Origin of the sequence: Clostridium sp. AM34-9AC (assembly GCF_003480225.1) — a bacterium.
In the GTDB taxonomy this organism is placed as follows: Bacteria; Bacillota; Clostridia; order Lachnospirales; family Lachnospiraceae; genus Acetatifactor; species Acetatifactor acetigignens.
In genome coordinates, this window is sequence record NZ_QUIU01000034.1 from 1 (window position 1) to 20281 (window position 20281).

The 20281-nt window shown below is 48.0% G+C and carries 18 protein-coding genes and 1 riboswitch; of the genes, 12 read left to right on the plus strand and 6 right to left on the minus strand.

Translation table 11 applies throughout. The features are described 5' to 3' along the window. Positions 1–42: 42 nt before the first annotated feature. The 3 genes from DW835_RS16070 to DW835_RS16080 all read right to left on the minus strand — a co-directional run bounded on the left by DW835_RS16070 (position 43) and on the right by DW835_RS16080 (position 3188). A complete protein-coding gene (locus DW835_RS16070) occupies positions 43–810 on the minus strand; it encodes a GNAT family N-acetyltransferase (RefSeq protein ID WP_118505374.1) in 768 nt (255 codons plus the stop codon). 74 nt (positions 811–884) lie between these two features. Next, the gene (locus DW835_RS16075) at positions 885–1913 is read right to left on the minus strand and encodes a pectinesterase family protein (RefSeq protein ID WP_118731426.1); all 1029 of its coding nucleotides are present in this window, start codon (positions 1911–1913) and stop codon (positions 885–887) included. A gap of 204 nt (positions 1914–2117) precedes the next feature. Continuing rightward, on the minus strand, positions 2118–3188 hold the full coding sequence (locus DW835_RS16080) for an HD-GYP domain-containing protein (RefSeq protein ID WP_118669598.1): 1071 nt from the start codon (positions 3186–3188) through the stop codon (positions 2118–2120). Between the two features lie 273 nt (positions 3189–3461). On the opposite strand from DW835_RS16080, the gene secA reads away from it, so the two are divergent. Together secA and prfB are read left to right on the plus strand one after the other, a co-directional pair. Further along, on the plus strand, positions 3462–6029 hold the full coding sequence (gene secA / locus DW835_RS16085; protein WP_118731419.1) for a preprotein translocase subunit SecA: 2568 nt from the start codon (positions 3462–3464) through the stop codon (positions 6027–6029). A 104-nt stretch (positions 6030–6133) separates the two neighbouring features. Further along, positions 6134–7265 (plus strand): peptide chain release factor 2 gene (gene prfB / locus DW835_RS16090; protein ID WP_118505378.1). Its coding sequence is split into 2 segments (ribosomal slippage): positions 6134–6208 and positions 6210–7265, totalling 1131 coding nucleotides; the frame shifts between segments, so codons are not numbered across the junction. A gap of 74 nt (positions 7266–7339) precedes the next feature. Here prfB and DW835_RS16095 read toward each other — a convergent pair. Together DW835_RS16095 and DW835_RS16100 are read right to left on the minus strand one after the other, a co-directional pair. Continuing rightward, the gene (locus tag DW835_RS16095) at positions 7340–8107 is read right to left on the minus strand and encodes a DUF975 family protein (RefSeq protein ID WP_118731420.1); all 768 of its coding nucleotides are present in this window, start codon (positions 8105–8107) and stop codon (positions 7340–7342) included. 103 nt (positions 8108–8210) lie between these two features. Continuing rightward, positions 8211–8591 carry a DUF4190 domain-containing protein gene (locus tag DW835_RS16100; RefSeq protein ID WP_022313149.1) on the minus strand — a complete coding sequence of 127 codons (381 nt, stop codon included), beginning with the start codon at positions 8589–8591 and terminating at the stop codon, positions 8211–8213. A 193-nt stretch (positions 8592–8784) separates the two neighbouring features. Between DW835_RS16100 and DW835_RS16105 the strand changes: the two genes are divergently transcribed. Continuing rightward, positions 8785–11193, plus strand: a complete 2409-nt coding sequence (locus DW835_RS16105; protein WP_118731421.1) for a Tex family protein — start codon at positions 8785–8787, stop codon at positions 11191–11193. Between the two features lie 360 nt (positions 11194–11553). On the opposite strand, the gene DW835_RS16115 is transcribed toward DW835_RS16105, so the two are convergent. Continuing rightward, the gene (locus DW835_RS16115) at positions 11554–12291 is read right to left on the minus strand and encodes an ECF transporter S component (RefSeq protein ID WP_022313088.1); all 738 of its coding nucleotides are present in this window, start codon (positions 12289–12291) and stop codon (positions 11554–11556) included. 100 nt (positions 12292–12391) lie between these two features. Continuing rightward, positions 12392–12529: riboswitch (FMN riboswitch) on the minus strand. 290 nt (positions 12530–12819) lie between these two features. Between DW835_RS16115 and DW835_RS16120 the strand changes: the two genes are divergently transcribed. The 9 genes from DW835_RS16120 (at position 12820) to DW835_RS16160 (ending at position 20280) form a co-directional block, all read left to right on the plus strand. Beyond that, positions 12820–13539, plus strand: a complete 720-nt coding sequence (locus DW835_RS16120; protein ID WP_022313089.1) for an ABC transporter ATP-binding protein — start codon at positions 12820–12822, stop codon at positions 13537–13539. 107 nt (positions 13540–13646) lie between these two features. Next, positions 13647–15218, plus strand: a complete 1572-nt coding sequence (locus DW835_RS16125; RefSeq protein WP_118731422.1) for an efflux RND transporter periplasmic adaptor subunit — start codon at positions 13647–13649, stop codon at positions 15216–15218. An 11-nt stretch (positions 15219–15229) separates the two neighbouring features. After that, positions 15230–16444 carry an ABC transporter permease gene (locus DW835_RS16130; RefSeq protein WP_118731423.1) on the plus strand — a complete coding sequence of 405 codons (1215 nt, stop codon included), beginning with the start codon at positions 15230–15232 and terminating at the stop codon, positions 16442–16444. Between the two features lie 221 nt (positions 16445–16665). Then, positions 16666–17142: a YcxB family protein gene (locus tag DW835_RS16135; protein WP_022313092.1), complete on the plus strand. Its 477-nt coding sequence runs from the start codon at positions 16666–16668 to the stop codon at positions 17140–17142. 180 nt (positions 17143–17322) lie between these two features. Continuing rightward, a complete protein-coding gene (gene tsaE / locus DW835_RS16140) occupies positions 17323–17799 on the plus strand; it encodes a tRNA (adenosine(37)-N6)-threonylcarbamoyltransferase complex ATPase subunit type 1 TsaE (protein WP_022312444.1) in 477 nt (158 codons plus the stop codon). Further along, positions 17796–18554 carry a tRNA (adenosine(37)-N6)-threonylcarbamoyltransferase complex dimerization subunit type 1 TsaB gene (gene tsaB / locus DW835_RS16145; protein ID WP_118539865.1) on the plus strand — a complete coding sequence of 253 codons (759 nt, stop codon included), beginning with the start codon at positions 17796–17798 and terminating at the stop codon, positions 18552–18554. The genes tsaE and tsaB overlap by 4 nt, the downstream gene beginning before the upstream one ends. Beyond that, positions 18551–18988: a ribosomal protein S18-alanine N-acetyltransferase gene (rimI, locus tag DW835_RS16150; protein WP_118731424.1), complete on the plus strand. Its 438-nt coding sequence runs from the start codon at positions 18551–18553 to the stop codon at positions 18986–18988. Before tsaB ends, rimI begins: the two co-directional genes overlap by 4 nt. A gap of 91 nt (positions 18989–19079) precedes the next feature. Next, positions 19080–19319: a hypothetical protein gene (locus DW835_RS16155; protein ID WP_118505389.1), complete on the plus strand. Its 240-nt coding sequence runs from the start codon at positions 19080–19082 to the stop codon at positions 19317–19319. 46 nt (positions 19320–19365) lie between these two features. Next, on the plus strand, positions 19366–20280 hold the full coding sequence (locus DW835_RS16160; RefSeq protein ID WP_117467048.1) for a ribonuclease Z: 915 nt from the start codon (positions 19366–19368) through the stop codon (positions 20278–20280). Position 20281: the final 1 nt, after the last annotated feature.

Below are 20281 nucleotides of genomic sequence, written 5' to 3' on the forward strand. Positions count from 1 at the left end.
GGGCTACGGGGATTTGATAGCATTTCTTTACTAACTTTCCATTTACTTTATTTCCTCCGCAACCAATTCCGCCCACGCCACAGCAAATCCGGCTCTGTGGGCGACCCGTTGGGAGGCAATATGTGACATGCTTGTGCCGTAATAGGGAACAGCACCTTGGGCGATGATATCCTGCGCCAGAAGTCTTACCAGAGTAGAACCCACATGCATTCCGACAGCATGGGAATCAACATTGATACCAATCTGCCAGAACAGAGGACTGTCGGCACTGGCACCGGCCATGCCAAGGATATGTCCGTCTTTTGCTGCGGCAATACCCAGAACATCCGGGGCATAGGGATCGAAGGCAAATGCCTCATCAAAGCGGTTGTCTTCTCGGAACTGCAGAATGGCATTTTGGTCATACCGAATCAAATCGAAGGCGAGAGCATCAGACGCATATGGCAAAGGAATGCCAGAGGAAGGCATGACATCGGCTTCCGGCAGAAAAAAAGGATGCGCCTGCGCAACACGGAGGTGGAACGGCAACAGCAGTTCTTCTATTTCCCGAAGTCTTTTCGCATCGAAGAACCATTCACCGGTTACATTGGCATAACGCTTTCTACATTCTGCAACAATTTCTTCGGAACCGGTAAATAATAATTTCCCATTGACGACAGCAATTTTCAAGCCACGGATCAAAGCCTCCTGAAAGCGGCGGTGTCCTTCCTGTGGAGCATAAATTGAAAAATGGTTCTTCGAATCAGCAACATCTGCGGGACTACAGCAGTAATCCAGTGCCAGTTGACGAGACAATTCTTCTCCATACATAAATGTCGGAACTCCTTTCACAATGGACCGCATCGGACGGTTTGAATTCTCGAAAAAGCATTTCACGCAAAGGTTCAGAATGTCTGTGGCTCCCAACCCTTCATCACCCGTTCCACGGTATACTCCGCAGCTTCCGCATCCGTCAGTTGGTGGGAGAAGTCGGCGCGGGTGGCAGGGGAGGCGCCGGGGCCGTAGGAGTTGTATTCTCCGTAGTAGAAGTGGTCGTGGGGCTTTTTCCAGTCCTGCCAGCCGGCGGGGTGGATATGTACACCCAGTTCACAGTGCAGGAACACTGTCTTTGCCCATTCTCTCCAGGGACGTCCCAGATAGATGGAATTGGGCGGGCAGTCGCTCTCTAATTTGCATTCATGGAACACGTAGCCGTAGGGCTCTTCCTGCGGGGTGGAGGCAGCAGTCACATAGCCGTAGATTACTTCAGACTCCGGACTTTCCGGTGGAATCCGGTCTCCGGGAAGCTTCGAGTAGATCGTACAATGCTCAAACCAGGCGATGCCGCTGCCGAAGATGAAATCCACATCACCCTGGATAAAACAATTCTCATAATAATGACGTCCAATCGTGCGGGGCTTGAATTCTCCGGGACCCTTGAATCCGCCGGGCTGAGCCTCTTTTAACGGCAGAGGTGCATCGAAGATCGTGTCCTGGCTGCCTAAGAACCGGCAGTTATAAAAGGCATTGCGGTCACCGTCCACATAGACGGCCAGTGCCTGCCCTACGGTGTGGCCGTAGCCGGAATCGTTCTGGAAAGTCAGGTTTCTGGCAGTAAAGTCATGAGTGTCGATCCGGACGGAAGCGGTACGGAAGGTACCTCGCTTATCCCCCTCCGGCATGAGATCGAAGGCAGCATCTCCATAGACAAGGATCGTCTCGTCACAGCCGGTACCCTCAAAAGTAATATTCGGACGGGTGATTACCAGCTTTTCCCGATAAATTCCTTTACCGATATGCAGGATCACCGGCGGCAGCTCCGAAACGGGAGCCGGGAACTGCTTTCCGGATTCTGAGGCAGGAACATCCGGCAGGGAAGCCAATGCTTCTCCGATGGTGGCAAAAGAAGTGCCCGGAATTGTATTTCCGGACATATTTACATACAAATGAATTGTGTCTGACATAAATAGAATACCTATACCTTTCCGTACCTCCGTATTTTCAAGCCCATTTCTCCGCTTTGCTTCGATCCGTGCTAAACATGTGCCACTGGCACATAATATATGCTTTAGTGCTTTGTATTATAGTACAATGTGAGGTACAAAATTGTGCGTAAAAAATAATTTTCAAATGATAACTTACAACAGCTTTTCAATTTTCAGATCCGGCTGGTCTGCCAGATTGATATATTCCTCGCCGTACTGTACTACAGGGCGGGACAATTTTTCCTTATTGATGTAAATGATTGTGACTTTTCGTCCATCGTTCAACAGACAACGGTTTTGCAGGCAGGAATTTACCACGTTTTCCAGGAAAGGAAGCAGAATGGAAACATCGTATTTCTGGAAGCCTTCCGTTTCGAACATTTCAATCACACAGAACGGACACAAAGGTCCTCTGTAACAGCGGGCTGCCGTCATGGCATCGTAGACATCCGCAATGGCTACCATCCGTGCATAAGGATCGATCTGGTTCCCTTTTAATTTCGAGGGGTAACCGCTGCCGTCACTACGTTCGTGGTGCATCAGAGCTGCATTTTTCACATGCACGTCCACATCCTGAGACAGCAGTAATTCATATCCCAGAGCAGGATGTTTTTTTACCGTGGCAAACTCTTCCTCGGACAATCTGCCGGGCTTGGCGATGATGGAATAGGGAATCAGCATTTTGCCGATGTCATGGAACAGACCGCAGGCAGTAGCCAGTTCCACGTCTTCTTTCGGAAGCTTCAGCCATCCCGCCAGAATATTACAGATCAGTGCCACATTCAGACTGTGGGTATAGGTGGAATCATCGTATTCCCGCATATTTTGAAGCATATCCAGAATACTGATGCTGCCGGAATGATTCGAAACAATGGAAAGTGTGTTTTTCAGCAGAGTTTTCACATCCAGGGCTGTATTCTTCTGAACGACCAGATTCATATTTTCCCGGAAAAGTTCGACTTCATTCTCAAAATCTTCTTTAAACAGATGAAATTCCGGAGAACTTTTGATCCGTTCATAGTAGGAGGATTCCGTTTCAGAAAGATCCGATGCCGGGAGTACATCTTCGGCGAAGATTGTGAGAATACCGTACAGATCCAGCTTCGTGATGAGCTTGTCCGTGAGAACCGTGCCCTTCGGAATCAGAAGTTCATGATCCAGATTGTAGACATCTTCTGCAACAATCATTCCGGGAATCAATTGTGTGATGGATAATCTCTTCATAGACCGTAATCCTTGTGCCTTTCGGTAACCTGAAAATCATCAGGTGCTTTCGTAAATCTTACTTATTTCAATTATAATAATTTTTCCCCGGACTGTCAATTTTCCGGGACAGAATAGATGAAGAGAGCTGTTCATAAAATTTTTACAGTCTTTTCACGGCAACGGGCGCACAGAAAGGTTGAAACATAGAGGAAAATCTGCTACAATAACCTTTGAATTATGCGAAGACCCATGGACATTTTATTGTCAAAAGGGTGCGGAAACGAGGAAAAAATGAGCGTTATTGAGAAGATATTTGGCACGCACAGTTCCAGAGAACTGAAGCGTATTGAACCTCTGGTAGACAAGATTGAGGCACTCCGCCCTGCGATGCAGGCACTTTCCGATGAGGAACTGCGGGGTAAGACCGAGGAGTACAAGAAGCGTCTGACTGAGGGAGAGACTCTGGACGATCTGCTTCCGGAGGCTTATGCAACCGTGAGAGAGGCTGCAAAGCGTGTTCTGAACATGGAACACTACAGAGTACAGCTGATCGGTGGTATCATCCTGCATCAGGGACGTATCGCAGAGATGCGTACCGGTGAAGGTAAGACTTTGGTGTCTACCCTTCCCGCCTATCTGAATGCTTTGGAAGGCAAGGGTGTCCATGTTGTTACCGTCAATGACTATCTGGCGAAGCGTGATGCGGAGTGGATGGGTCAGGTACATGAGTTCCTGGGACTGAAGGTCGGCGTGGTACTGAACAGCATGACCTCCGAGGAGAGACAGGAAGCTTACAAGTGTGATATCACTTATGTTACCAACAACGAACTGGGATTTGATTATCTGCGTGATAACATGGTTATTTACAAGGAACAGCTGGTTCTGCGCGGATTGCATTATGCCATCATCGATGAGGTGGACTCTGTACTGATCGATGAAGCGAGAACTCCTCTGATCATTTCCGGACAGAGCGGCAAGTCTACCGCTTTATATGAAATGTGTGATCTGCTGGCACGTCAGATGAAGCGCGGTGATGATGTACAGGAACTGACCAAGATGGACGCCATTATGGGTGTGGTACAGGAAGAGACCGGAGACTTCGTCGTTAACGAGAAGGATAAGATCATTAACCTGACCGCAGCAGGTATGGAGAAGGTTGAGAGATTCTTCCATATTGATAACTTCGCTGATCCCGAGAACCTGGAGATCCAGCACAACATCATTCTGGCATTACGTGCCCATAATCTGATGTTCCGTGATAAGGATTACGTGGTAAAGGATGACCAGGTACTGATCGTCGATGAATTTACCGGACGTATCATGCCGGGACGCCGTTACTCCGACGGTCTGCATCAGGCAATCGAAGCAAAAGAGCATGTAAAGGTGAAGAGAGAAAGTAAGACGCTGGCATCCATTACCTTCCAGAACTTCTTTAATCTATTCGATAAAAAGTGTGGTATGACCGGTACGGCTCTCACTGAGGAGACCGAGTTCCGTGAGATCTACGGCATGGATGTTGTTGTGATCCCTACGAACCGTCCCGTTATCCGTAAGGATCTGCAGGATGCTGTATACAAGACGAAGAGAGAGAAGCTGAACGCTATCGTGAATGCGGTAGAGGAAGCACACGCCACAGGACAGCCTGTACTGGTAGGTACGATCACGATCGAAGCCAGTGAGGAACTGAGCAGAATGCTGACCAAGCGCGGCATCCAGCACAAGGTACTGAATGCAAAATTCCATGAACTGGAAGCAGAGATCGTAGCCGATGCCGGTGTACACGGTGCGGTAACCATCGCTACCAACATGGCAGGCCGTGGTACGGATATCAAGCTGGATGATGAAGCGAGAGCCGCCGGCGGACTGAAGATCATCGGTACCGAGCGTCATGAGTCCAGACGTATTGATAATCAGCTGCGTGGTCGTTCCGGACGTCAGGGAGATCCCGGTGAGTCCAAGTTCTACATCTCTCTGGAGGACGATCTGATGAGACTGTTCGGTTCCGAGCGCCTGATCAGCATGTTCAATACCTTAGGTATCCCTGAGGGACAGGAGATCGAACACAAAGCATTGACCAATGCCATCGAATCCGCACAGAAGAAGATCGAGAGCAACAACTACGGTATCCGTAAGAATCTGTTAGAGTATGACCGTGTCATGAGTGAACAGAGAGAGATTATCTACGAGGAGCGTCTGCGGGTACTGAACGGCGAGAGCATGCGTGATGTGATCTACAAGATGATCACCGATATTACCGAGAACTGTGTAGATATCTGTATCAATGACGACGCAGATATCTCCGACTGGGATTTCAATGAGTTAAATACCCTGCTCATTCCTACGATCCCGTTACAGCCTCTGACACCGGAGCGTGTGAAGAAGCCCAAGAAGAACAGCTTAAAGCAGCAGTTAAAGGAAGAAGCTGTGAAGCTGTACGAAGCAAAAGAAGCCGAGTTCCCCGAACCGGAAGCCATCCGTGAGCTGGAGCGTGTGGTTCTGCTGAAGGTCATCGACCGTAAGTGGATGGATCACATCGACGATATGGAGCAGCTGCGTCAGGGCGTGGGCTTACAGGCATATGGTCAGAGAGATCCTCTGGTAGAGTACAAGATGAGCGGTTACGAGATGTTCGATGAGATGACTCAGAACATCCGGGAAGAAACTGTGAGACTTCTGTTCCATATCAGGATCGAACAGAAGGTAGAGCGTGAGCAGCAGGCGAAGATCACCGGCACGAACAAGGACGATTCCTTGCCGAAGGGACCTGTAAAGCGTGAAAATGCAAAGGTCTATCCGAATGATCCCTGCCCCTGCGGAAGCGGTAAAAAATACAAGAACTGCTGCGGACGGAAAGCCTGATGCTTTCTGATGGCAGTGGAAGACAGTGCGGCAACGCAGACAGAAAGTCTGTCAGCTGCAAAAGTAAGCATTAAAATAATAGAATAGAAAGTAGGTGACGTTAAGTGGTTGAATTAGATCAGATGAAGACAGAAATTCTGTCCTACGAAACACCTTTAGCGGAAGTGAGGGATTCACTTTGACCTTGCTAACAAGGCAAAGCGGATCGAAGAAATGGAACGTGAGATGGAGGCTCCCGGATTCTGGGATGACCCGGAGCGTTCCAACCAGAAAATGAAAGAACTGAAGAACCTGAAGGATACGGTGGGAGAGTGTGATAAGCTTTCTACACAGTACGATGATATCCTGACTCTGATCGACATGGGATATGAGGAGAACGATGAGTCTCTGATCCCGGAAATCCGAGGAGAACTGGATGAATTCATCAGGGAATTCGACGAACTTAGGATTGGTACCCTATTGTCCGGAGAATATGATAAGAACAATGCAATCTTAAAGCTCAATGCCGGTGCCGGCGGTACCGAAAGCTGTGACTGGTGCGGTATGCTGTATCGCATGTATACCCGTTGGGCGGAGCGCAAGGGCTTTACCATCGAAGTATTGGACTATCTGGATGGTGATGAGGCCGGGATTAAGTCAGTGACTTTCCAGGTCAATGGTTTGAATGCCTATGGCTATCTGAAGTCTGAGAAGGGTGTACACCGTCTGGTGCGTATCTCCCCTTTCAATGCCCAGGGTAAGCGTCAGACATCCTTTGTATCTCTGGATGTTATGCCGGATATCGAAGGAGATCTGGATGTGGATATTGATGAGAAGGATCTGCGCATCGATACTTATCGAAGCAGTGGTGCCGGTGGCCAGCACATCAACAAGACATCATCTGCGATCCGTATCACTCATATCCCGACGGGAACAGTGGTGCAGTGTCAGAACGAACGAAGCCAGTTCCAGAACAAGGATAAGGCAATGCAGATGCTGAAAGCCAAACTGTATCTGTTAAAACAGGAGGCAAATGCCGAGAAGCTGTCGGATATCCGCGGCGAAGTCAAGGAGATCGGCTGGGGCAACCAGATCCGTTCCTATGTATTACAGCCGTACACACTGGTCAAGGATCACCGTACCGATGTGGAGACAGGCAATGTGGATGCAGTGCTGGATGGCGGACTGGATATCTTCATCAATGGCTATCTGAAATGGATCAGCGTGCAGGGAGATAAGAAGACAGAGAATTCATAGTAGACAAAATAAAAAACACATTCCATAGGCGTTTGACTTATGGAATGTGTTTTTTTATACATAATAAATATCCGTTATTGGCGCTCGTTCTGCATCAGATCCAGGAAATATAAGGTCTGGGTCATGTTCATATATGGCACCAACCACAGAGTTCCGATACCGAAGCTCAGCAAACACAGAAATCCCAGCGGCAGGAAACTCATTTGTAAGCAGAACAGCTCCCATTTATGTCCTTTCATAATGCGGAAGCTTAATTTCATCAGCTCCATGGCATTATACTGGGGGAAATCCAACAGTAAATAGTAAGCCTGGGATAAACCAAGGGATAACGGAATATAGATACACATACCGATGACCATAAGCACAATGCACAGGATTGCCATGGTTATGGCGTCAAAGCCTTTCCCTGACCGCAGGAGAAAATAGCAGATATCAAACGGAAGTGTACATGCCGTATTCAGCAGGATCAGTACTGCGGAGATCCCGAGCGATTTTTTGAATAAGTATTTGAAACCGTAGAACAGATTGGCGGTCACAGCAGGTCTGCCGCAGGCAGTGTTCAGATAAAATAATGTAATACCGGTCTGAAATACTCCGGCGAAAATCGATAATAAAGTCGTACTGGCTGTCAAAAGCAGATATTCCGTCAGAGACGTCTCTGCGCTTCCCCCCATAAGTGTCCGTACGGTAAGGATCATAGTGAAGGTCATGCTGACGGCGAAGGTGAGGGAAAATACGATCATACTCCGGCAGATGGACAGCAGGATGGCATTGCCGTAATGCCCTGCCATCTGATCTCTGGCTTTTTCTTTAAGTTGGGCTCTGGATGTATATTGTGTCATAGAAATCCTCTTTTCTTTTTATTATTGCGTTCTATTGGTTATTCCGGCTGCTCCGGGTTTTGATTTCGTAACCGCAGAATGCATCGGAAAACATAGGCATGTCTTACAGGTAAGATTGCCAGAATTCTTCCATATCGACACCGTACATCTGCTGGTACATCTGATCCAGCATATTCCTATAAGAAGGATCGGTAAATACCGTGACAATGCTGCTGATCGTGATGAAGATACCGAGTGCCAGTCCCACACAGGACAGCCAGATCCCGGCAACACACATATTGTTCATGCGTTGCCCTCTTTTCCGGGTGAGCAATGCAAAGAGAATGCCCAGAGCACCGGTGGGAATGGACAGCAGTCCTGTGCAGCATAATACCAGGGAACAGATGCCGCAGACCATAGAAGCGATCGATAACCCTCTGTATTTCGGATCGATCTGCGGTATATTTTGATTCATTTCGTTATTCTGATTCTGATAATAATCCATAGAAAGCCTCATTTCCGGGCGGCATGTGGTGAATTTGTCTACCGCGCTTATATTAAGTACTGTACCATTTTTTCTTGTAATAAGCAAATGAAATAAAAATGAAAAGATTGATAAAACATTGAGAAAACTTCCGGTTTCCAGTATAATATATCCATGCGCAAAACAAAATGGCAACAGGCCATCAGGAGGAACTATGGATATTATACAGAAAATCAAAGAAGAACTTCAGGTAGAAAAATGGCAGGTGGAAGCTGCGGTGAAGCTGATCGATGAGGGAAATACCATCCCTTTCATCTCCCGTTATCGTAAGGAGGTCACCGGATCTCTGAACGACGAGCAGCTGCGTAATCTCGATGAGAGACTGACCTATCTGAGAAGTCTGGAAGATAAAAAGGAGCAGGTGCTGAAGAGCATCGAGGAACAGGGAAAACTTACCGATGAGTTAAAGGAGAAGATTCTGGCAGCTCAGACGCTGGTAGTGGTAGAGGATCTGTACCGACCCTATCGACCCAAGAGAAAGACCCGTGCCAGTATTGCAAAGGAGAAGGGGCTGGAACCTCTGGCAGAATACATTCTGCGCCAGGAGGCAACAGAACCGGTGCTTAACGAGGCAGCAAAGTATGTTTCCGAAGAAAAAGAAGTAAAGACTCCGGAGGAAGCATTGCAGGGAGCACAGGATATTATTGCCGAGATGATCTCCGACGATGCGGATCATCGTCTTTACATCCGCAATATCACCGTAGAGGAAGGCATTGTGACCGGTACGGCGAAGGATGAGAAGGCCCAGAGTGTCTACGAGATGTATTACAATTTCGAAGAGCCTGTGAAGAAGATCGCAGGTCACAGAGTATTGGCATTGAACCGTGGAGAGGCAGAAAAAGTACTGACTGTTAAAGTCAATGCACCGGAGGAACGTATTCTGCGTTATCTGGAGAAAAAGCTGATCACGAAGGAAAATGAATATACTACACCGGTAATCTGTGCCGCAGTGGAAGACAGCTACGATCGTTTAATAGCACCCGCTATTGAAAGAGAGATCCGTAACGATCTGACAGAAAAAGCAGAGGATGGAGCGATCAATGTCTTCGGTAAAAACTTAGAGCAGCTGTTGCTGCAGCCTCCTATCGCAGGCAAAGTGGTCTTAGGCTGGGATCCGGCATTCCGTACCGGATGTAAGCTCGCGGTAGTGGATGCTACCGGAAAAGTGTTGGATACGAAGGTAATCTATCCTACCGCACCGCAGAATAAGGTGGAGGAGTCCAAAGCTGAACTGAAGAAACTGATCAAAAAATATAATGTGGATTTAATTTCCGTAGGAAACGGTACAGCCTCCAGAGAGTCCGAGCAGGTAATCGTAGAACTGTTGAAGGAACTGGATCGTCCGGTACAGTATGTGATCGTCAACGAGGCAGGTGCTTCCGTATACTCCGCAAGTAAGCTGGCGACAGAAGAATTTCCTAATTTTGACGTGGGACAGAGAAGTGCTGCATCTATCGCCAGAAGATTACAGGATCCCCTGGCAGAGCTGGTGAAGATCGATCCCAAGTCCATCGGTGTAGGCCAGTATCAGCACGACATGAACCAGAAGAAATTAAGCGATGCCTTAAGCGGCGTGGTGGAGGACAGTGTAAACAAGGTCGGTGTGGATCTGAATACTGCGTCCGCATCCCTTCTGGAATATGTCTCCGGCATTAACAAGACTATTGCGAAGAATATTGTAGATTACAGAGAAAATAACGGGCGTTTTGTAAGCAGAAAGCAGTTGTTAAAGGTGCCGAAGCTGGGACCTAAGGCATATGAGCAGTGTGCCGGTTTCTTACGGATCCCGGATGGTAAGAATCCTCTGGATGCCACCAGCGTTCATCCCGAATCCTACGAAGCAGCGGAGCAGCTGATGGCGAAGCTGGGACTGACAATGGAGGACATTAAGGAAGCCCAGAAACAGGCGGCAGCTAAGAAAGCTTCCGGCAAGAGCGGGGCACAGGCTTCCGGACAGAAGAACGGCAGTAATGCAGCCAATACGGCAAAGAAACGGGAAGAGCAGAAAGGTAAGACCGTAAGAGTGCATAATACCAATACCGCTATGGGCAAGGCTCTGGCAGCGGCCATGGGTGGTGTGAGCTTTGATAATTCTGCAGAAACTTCTACAAAGAAAAATGCACCGGCAGTACAGAATGCATCAAATGATGCAAAAGATATTTCCGGACTGGAAAAGCGTATTAAGAATAAGAAACTGCTGGCAGAAGAGCTGGGAATCGGCGAGATCACGCTGACAGATATCCTGAAGGAACTGGAGAAGCCGGGCAGAGATCCCAGAGACGATATGCCGAAGCCGATCCTGCGCAGTGATGTTCTGGATATGAAGGATTTAAAGCCCGGCATGATTCTGAAAGGAACCGTGCGTAATGTCATTGACTTTGGTGTGTTCGTGGATATCGGTGTCCATCAGGACGGACTGGTGCACATCTCCCAGATCACCGACCGCTATATCAAGCATCCGCTGGAAGCTGTCAGCGTCGGAGATATTGTGGATGTGCAGGTATTGACTGTGGATGTGGCGAAGAAACGTATCGGTCTGACCATGAAGATCCAGAAGCAGTAATATTATGATGCCAGGGTCAAAAGGTCTAAGCCCACATGAGCTTGCTCATAAGTGGGTGAAAGACCTTTTGACCCGCCCCGATATGAGCATAAAAGTGGGATGATAATCCCACGATATGCGAATAGAGGGTAGGGTGCTATGTGCCAGTGGCACATGTTTAGCACGGACCGAAGCGGAGCGGAGAAGTGGGAGTGCGTAGCACGGAACAATCCGCAGGCATCAAAGTCGGGGGCTTTTGACTCCAACATCGTATTATCATAAGAAGAAAGAGGGATAACACAGCAAAATGTTATTCCTCTTTCTTCTTATGATTTTATAACCAATAACACCAAACGATACGAAAAGTGAAATAGATCTTTATTATGCCTTATGACCTGTTTTGATAATAGGGCTTAAAGGCTTGTAGATGAGCAGTGTCACAACAGAGACCAGCGTTCCCTTGATGAGATTCATGGGAGCCACACATGCCACCACGAAGCTTACAATGCTGCCTTCCTTTGCCAGCGGATTGACTTCGGTACCCATTGCCAGGATGGCATCCAGAGGCATTCCGTAGAACTTGGAGAAGGCGGGAAGCAGATATACGGCATTGAATGCGGTACCGAATATCGTCATGACCAGTGTACCGGCAATGCAGGCAAGGATGGCGTTTTTCTTAGTTTTCTTAAAGGAATACACAGCGGAAGCAGGGATGATCAGGCTGCAGCCCACTACGAAATTCGCCAGATCGCCGATGAAAGCGGTAGAGGTACCTTTTATGCACAGCTTCAGCAGTATCTTCACGAATTCCATCATGACACCTGCTACGGGACCGAAAGCAAAGGAACCGACTAAAATCGGCAGCTCACTGAAGTCCATTTTATAGAAGCCGGGGGCAAAAAAGATGGGGAAGTCCAACACATGCAGGATCATGGCGATGGCGGAAAACATACCGATCATGGCAAGCTTTCTGGTGTTGAAGATCGGCTCAGAAACTCCGTTTTTCTTCTGGGCACTCTTTTCCAGCACCACAGCCACCAGGAAACACCCCACGATGACCGCCAGGAAGATGACTACATAGGCCACATTTTCAGTTACAGTTTGCATTAATTTGTTCATTTCAGAACTCCTTTCCTATGAGAAAAATCAAGGAAAGCCTTCAAAAAAAGCCCCGGAATACAAGCTTCCGGGGCATGGGTATCACAAAAAAATATAAGTGATACGTCTTCTTTCATCCAGACTGTACTGTTGGTCCCGGATTCACACCGGATCAGCCGCAGAATGCATCTGCGGGTCGCGGACTTAAGGATGAACTATTACCGCCAGTAGGGAATTGCACCCAACCCTGAAGAACTTTACCTTATGCATGGAATATAACACTTTGTGAACATATTGTCAATATAGAAAATCTTTAGAATTTTCCCAACATTTTTTTCGGATTTCCCTGTTATAGTAGCTGTAATAACTATTCAGAACCGCATGCGCAAAATCGCCCTTCCAGAGCTTTCCTTTTGCATGGCGCTGAATAGTTGCAAATACTTATAAAAATGTATTGACACTCAAATAGTATTATTGTATTATGCAAAAAGTACAGTAACACAAAGATGAATACACAAAAATGTAACAGGAAATGGGAGTATGTGAGGAATGAGTGCATTAGTAGAGATCAAAGATGTGTGCAAGGTTTACAATCCCGGGGAAAATGAGGTGCGGGCATTGGATCATGTGAGCCTGACCATCGACGAACAGGAATTTGTGGCCATCATCGGACATTCCGGAAGCGGTAAGTCCACGCTGATGAATATGCTGGGATGCCTGGATGTGCCCACCAGTGGAGAATATTGGCTCCATGGACAGGATGTATCCGCATTGACAGACGATGAACTGTCGGATATCCGCAACCGGGAGATCGGCTTTATTTTCCAGGGATTCAATCTGATCCCCAATCTGACTGCGGTGGAAAATGTAGAACTGCCACTGATCTACCGGGGAGTATCCAGAAGTGTACGTCAGGAGCTTTCCAGAGAAGCACTGAAAAAGGTGGGACTGGAACACCGTATGGATCATAAGCCTTCGGAGATGTCGGGAGGACAACAGCAGAGAGTGGCCATTGCCCGAGCTATTGCTCAGGCACCACCGGTGATCCTGGCGGATGAACCTACCGGCAATCTGGACTCCAATTCCACAAAAGAGATCATGGATATTCTGAAAGGTTTACATAATGAGGGAAGAACAGTCATCCTGATCACCCATGACAATGATATTGCGGCCCAGGCAAAACGGGTGATCAAGATCAAGGACGGCAAAGTGGAATCCGATTCCGGACAGATCGTTCCGGTGGAGGAGCTGCAGACAGCAGGAGCGTAGTGGAAAATAAATCTTTCACATGCAATGCCATGCCGCCGGTCACGGTTAACAAATTATGAAAAGATAAGAGTATGAATGAATATAGAAAGGATCATAAGTGAGGGATCATGGAACAGCAGGAAAAAACAGAACAGGCACTGAGTGCTAAAAAAATCAAGGAAATGAAGAAAGCAGAAAAGAGAAAGCAAAAAGAAGCAAAAAAGGAACGGAAGGCAAAGAACCCAGGCAAAAAGCGTAAAAAAGCACCTGTTATTATTGCGGCTATCATAATTGTACTGATCGTGATACGCATGGTAAGCTGTGCGTTTTCCGGCAATGCTGGAGTGATGGTAAGCACCACTAATGCATTTCGCGGAGACATCGAAGAAAATGTCAGCACCAGCGGAAAAGTAGCCAGTGAGGAAAAGACCGTTTTATTTGCTCCGGTCAGCGGAAGATTAAGCGAGATCAATGTGGCAGCCGGAGATGCCGTCAAGGCAGGGGATGTCCTGATGACCTACGACATGGATCAGATGGAGCAGCGCCTGCAGGAGGCGTCCTTACAGCAGGATAAGAGTAATGCTTCTTATAACAGTACTATGACAGAGAACAGCAAAAGTACAGCAAAACTGAATGAGGCCAATACCAATCTGGCAGTGTTGGATCAGCAGCTTACCGATTACAAGGCATATCTCAAGGAACTGCAGGATAAACTGAGTACGAGCCAGAGGGAGACCCAGAGACAGCTGTCTGAGGAGAGCTACGATCTGAGCAGAAAAGCGGCAGACCTAAACAAAGAACTGCAGGACGGTGTGACAGCAGAACGGGCCAAGGAAATCAATAAGGAATTACAGGATATCAGCAGCAGTCAGGCCAGAAATTCTTACGTGCAGTCTATTGCTAATTCCAGTGATTATGTAGTGAGTATGCAGAATGAGATCGCTACCGTGCAGGAGCATATTACGGAATGTGAAAATTACAAGGCCGAGATGCAGAGCCAGAAGGGCAGCAGTGAGGGAACGATCCTGAATGGCTATCAGTCGCAAGCCTATGCGGCAGATAAGGATCTGGCACAGCTGACCTATCAGGAGGCACAGGAACAGTACGATGCGGCGAAAAAAGGAATTGTTGCGGACTTTGACGGTATTGTAACGGAGTGTACCGGTGTCTCCGGAGCCAGCGTAACAGAAGGAGCACAGCTGATCACGCTGGAGAGCAGCCAGAATGTGAAGGTTTCCTTTGATGCTTCCAAGTCCGATGTGGCAAAACTTGCCATCGGGCAGAAAGTAGATATTACGATCTCCGGCAATAAGTACGAAGGTGAGATCGCCAAGATCAACCGAATGGCAACACTGAACGCTTCCAATACACCTATGGTAGGCGTGGAAGTACATCTGACCAACCCGGATGACAAGATCATCCTCGGACTGGATGCTAAGCTGACCGTACATACCAACAGTGCACAGGATACATTGTTGATCCCGGTAGAAGCGATCAATGCGGATAAAAACGGAGATTTCCTCTATGTGATCGAGAACGGCATGGTAGTTAAGAGGGCAATTACCTGCGGAATCTCCTCCGATGAATACACAGAGGTCCTGGATGGCATTACCGAGGAAGACCAGATCATTGTGAACAGCCTCACGGGTGTCAGCCTGGAGGAGGGCATGGCAGTAACGGCTGTGCCTATGGAACAGTAGGAGGCGGATCCATGACACAAGTATGGGAATACATCAAAATTGCATTGATGAATATCCGCAGTAATAAGGGACGTTCGATCCTGACCATGCTGGGCATTATCATAGGAATCTCTTCGGTGATCATGATCATCTCCATAGGTAATGGAGTGAAAAGTGGGATCAACGGAGAACTGAATTCTATGGCGGGCGGCCAGATCGCAGTTTATAGCAACGATACCGCAGAAAACGGTACGGAAGTGATATTTACCGAAGAGGATATGGATGCCATTCAGGAGAAAGTCCCTAATGTCAAGGCGGTAACACCGTCCTGGAGTTTCAGCGGAAGCGCCACCGGCAGAAAGGGAACCTTTGATGCTGCTGCAACTTTCGGAAAAGCAGGATTGGAATATTGCAACCAGGATCCGATCATCAAAGGACGCTATTTTACAGATTCCGATTATTATACGGCGAACAAAGTCTGCGTCATTACGGAGAGCAGTGCGAAAACGCTGTTTGGTAATACCAATGTGATCGGAATGAGCTTTGATTATACGTTGTATGGAGTGACACAGGAATTTACGATTGTTGGTATCCGTAAGGACAATGCATCGAAACTTTTCGGAATGGCAGGAGCCGGTACAGTGACCATGGAGGCACCCATCTCCACGATTTCGGACGGATATGGATTCTATGTGGAGTATACGGATCTGCTGATCGTCAGTGATGGTGCGGAAAATGCCTCTCAGGTGGCGAAGGATGTGGTGAGATTGTTGGAGAACCGCCACGGCGTTAGAGGCCAGAACGCCATCTTAGTACAGAACTTTAATGATATTATGAGCCAGATGGATCAGATCTTAAGCTACATCACCATTTTTGTGGTATTTGTAGCAGCCATCTCCCTGCTGGTGGGTGGTATCGGCGTTATGAACATTATGCTGGTATCCGTGACAGAGCGTACCAGAGAGATCGGTATCCGGAAATCTCTGGGAGCCAGGACCGGATCCATCCTGTTACAGTTTCTGTCGGAATCCGCCATCATTACCCTGCTGGGCGGCCTGATCGGTATTCTGATCGGTGTGGCAGGAGCCGTCGGAATCTGCAGCCTGATTGGATTTACCGCAAAGGTGAGTGTGGGAACGGTGCTGGGAGCCAGTATGTTCTCCTCGGCTGTAGGTATTTTCTTTGGAATTTATCCGGCGAAAAAGGCAGCGAAATTAAGCCCTATCGAAGCATTACGGCATGAATAATATGTGATAAAAGTTAAATCATAATTAAATAAAATGTAAACTATAAGAACCGCAGGTCACAGATATTGGAATCCATGCGGTTCTTTACTTGCTTTTTTATGGGAAAAAATTTATAATGTTCTCTATAGTATGCAATCCCATGCGCAGTCGCCGGATGGTGGGGATGGGATTATAATAGCAAGTAACTATGCAGTCACATTATTATAAGGAAAGAACTCATTATGGTAGAATTGGATGTGAAGATTACATCGGGGGATTTATATGACTTTTTATTGCGGCACAGCTACAACAGTGTGTCCGGACTTCTGGGAGCAGTGATTGGAGCTTTGGGCGTGATCGTGGGCATCTCGAGACAGTACTGGATCTATCTGATTCTTGGCGTGGTGATTCTGTTATATCTCCCATGGACACTCTATATCAAGAGCAAACAGCAGGCAGTAAACAATCCGGTCTTCAAGGAACCGCTGCATTATGTGTTGGATGAGAACGGCATTACCATCTCCCAGGGGGACAGCTCCACCTGTCAGAAATGGGAGGATTGCTTGAAAGCGGTATCCACCGGACGCAGCATCATTGTGTATACGGCGAAAAATAATGCAACAATTTTTCCTAAAAGTCAGATGCAGGATAAGACAACGGATGTTATCGAAATGATTTCCACCCATATGCCGCCCACAAAAGTGAAGATCCGCAGCTAGATGCATGGATACAGCAGAAGAATAGAGCATGTGGTTACTTCGCCATATAAAACTGCTTATCTGCCTGTATGCAGGCATTCGCAGAACGCAGTTTTGCATGGCTCTGAATAGTTACGAATTCTATAAAAAGTAACAGTAACTGCATAACCATAACATGTAACAATAGAAAGTGTAAGGAAAATGACAACAGGCGATTCAGCAGATAACAGAGAATGCAAAAAAGAAATCATAGAGACCCACAGTGCGGAAGAGACCTTTGCACTGGGACAGCGGATCGGCAGGGAAGCACTTCCCGGACAGGTCTACACGCTGATCGGTGATCTTGGGGTTGGCAAGACCGTATTTACACAGGGCGTGGCAGATGGCCTCGGGATCACGGAGCCGGTGAACAGCCCCACTTTTACCATTGTGCAGATCTACGAGGAAGGGCGCATGCCCTTTTACCACTTTGATGTCTATCGCATCGGCGATGTGGAGGAAATGGAAGAGATCGGTTACGAGGACTGCTTTTACGGAGAGGGACTTTGCCTGATCGAGTGGGCGAATCTGATCGAAGAGATCCTGCCGGAACATTACCGGCAGGTGACCATAGAAAAGGATCTGGAGAAGGGCTTTGATTACCGCCGGATCACGATTGAGGAGAGGACTACAGTATGAAGATATTAGCTTTGGATAGTTCCGGTCTGGTGGCCAGTGCTGCTATTGTGGAGGATGACGTCCTGATCGCAGAATACACCACAGATTATAAGAAAACACATTCTCAGACCTTATTGCCGATGCTGGATGAGATCCGGCAGATGATCGATCTGGATCTGCATACCATTGATGCGATTGCCATTTCCGCAGGCCCCGGTTCATTTACCGGACTTCGGATCGGGGCGGCTACGGCAAAGGGACTGGGACTGGCACTGAACCTTCCGCTGGTAGAGGTCCCGACACTGGAGGGACTGGCTTTTAACCTCTGGGGAACGGACAAGCTGGTATGTCCCATCATGGATGCCAGAAGGAATCAGGTATATACCGGAATTTATGAGTTCTGTAAAGAGGAGATCCCGGAAAAGGAAAGCTCAGAACATCAACTTGTGATGCACAGTATCAAAGAGCAGTGCGCTATTGCCGTGGACGAGCTGGTGGAGGAATTAAACCGTCTGGGACGGGAAGTGATCTTCTTAGGAGACGGCGTTCCGGTCTACAGGGAACAGATCTTACAGAAACTGAAGGTTCCCTGCTCCTTTGCTCCGGCTGCCAATAATCGTCAGCGTGCTGCCAGTGTGGCTTCTCTGGGAGCTGTCTACTATGCACATGGCAGAACGGTGACCGCAGCGGAGCATGAACCCGAATACCTGCGTAAGAGCCAGGCAGAGCGGGAGCGAGAGGAACAGGAGAAGGCTGCAAAAGAGGCACAGGCATGAAGATAGAAGTTCGTAAGTTACAGGATACGGATATCGAAGAACTGAGCCGGATCGAGGCAGAGTCCTTCAGCATGCCATGGTCGGCGGAAGACTTCAGAGGCCTTTTGACGAGAGAATATTGCCTGTATGTTGTGGCGGAGGCAGATGGTCATATCGCAGGCTGCGCCGGTTTGACGGATAGTTTTCATGAGGGCAATATCGATAATGTGGTGACAGCACCGGAATATCGAAATCTGGGCATTGGCAGCAAAATGCTGGAAGAGTTGTTACGCCTCGGTAATGAGCGCGGGATCACAGCATATACGCTGGAAGTCAGAGTGAGCAATGCACCGGCCATCCGCTTGTATGAGAAATTCGGTTTTGTCTCCGAGGGGATCCGCCCGAAATTTTATGAAAAACCGACAGAGGATGCCATGATCATGTGGCGCCGTTAACAAGTATTACCACCACTTTTTTGGCAGATTATCCATTATAATGATGTCAGGGTCAAAAGGTAACATTTACAGTCAGAAAGGTGGAAACAGGATGCGAAAAGAAGAAAACGGTAAATTACAGCAGGTAATCTGTAACGGCTGCGGCAAGGAGTTGAAAATAGAAAATGAAATCGTCCGTGAAGGATGTTTCGCCGCAGATGTGAGATTTGGCTATTTCAGCAGGAAAGACGGGCTCAGACACAAGTTTGACCTGTGCGAAGACTGCTATGACAAATGGATCCATACGTTTGCCGTTCCGGTGGAAGAAATGCCGGAGACAGAGCTTTTATAGACAGAAAGAACAAAAAGATGCTGCTTAGGCAAGATTGCGAGGAAAGATGTTAGACGTTTGCTTATTGGGAACCGGAGGAATGATGCCACTGCCTTACAGATGGCTGACCTCCCTGATGATGCGCTATAACGGGAAAAGTATTCTGATCGACTGCGGAGAGGGCACCCAGATTGCCATGAGGGAAAAAGGCTGGAGCCCGAACCCCATCGACATTATCTGCTTTACCCATTTTCATGCGGATCATATCAGCGGTCTTCCGGGAATGCTTCTGACCATGGGAAATGCAGAGCGCACGGAACCGCTGCTCCTGATCGGGCCCAGGGGACTTGCCAAAGTGGTGGCTTCTCTGCGGGTGATCGCACCGGAGCTTCCTTTTGAAGTAAAATGCATGGAGATCACGGAGAATGCCCAGACATTTTCTTTTGAAGGATTCCGTCTGGAAGCCTTCAAAGTGAACCACAATGTGCTCTGTTATGGATACAGTATGGTGATTGACCGTGCGGGTCGATTTGATAAGGACAGAGCTTTGGAGCAGGAAATCCCCATGAAATTCTGGAGCCGTCTGCAAAAGGGGGAGACTCTGGAGGAAAACGGAAGAGTCTTCACTCCGGATATGGTACTGGGAGCGGAACGAAAGGGCCTGAAGGTGACCTACAGTACAGACACCCGTCCTACTGAAAGCATCCGTCAGAATGCCCAGGGAGCGGATCTGCTGATTCTGGAAGGAATGTATGGCGAACCCGACAAGCTGGTCAAAGCCAGAGAACATAAGCACATGACAATGTACGAAGCGGCGAAGATCGCAAAAGAAGTGGGGGCACCGAAACTGTGGCTGACACATTACAGCCCTTCTATGACGAGACCTGAGGAATTCATGGATGATGTCCGGAAGATTTTCCCCGCAGCTTATGCGGCAAAGGACGGCTGGACCATGGAATTGAACTTTGATGAAGGGAAGTAGG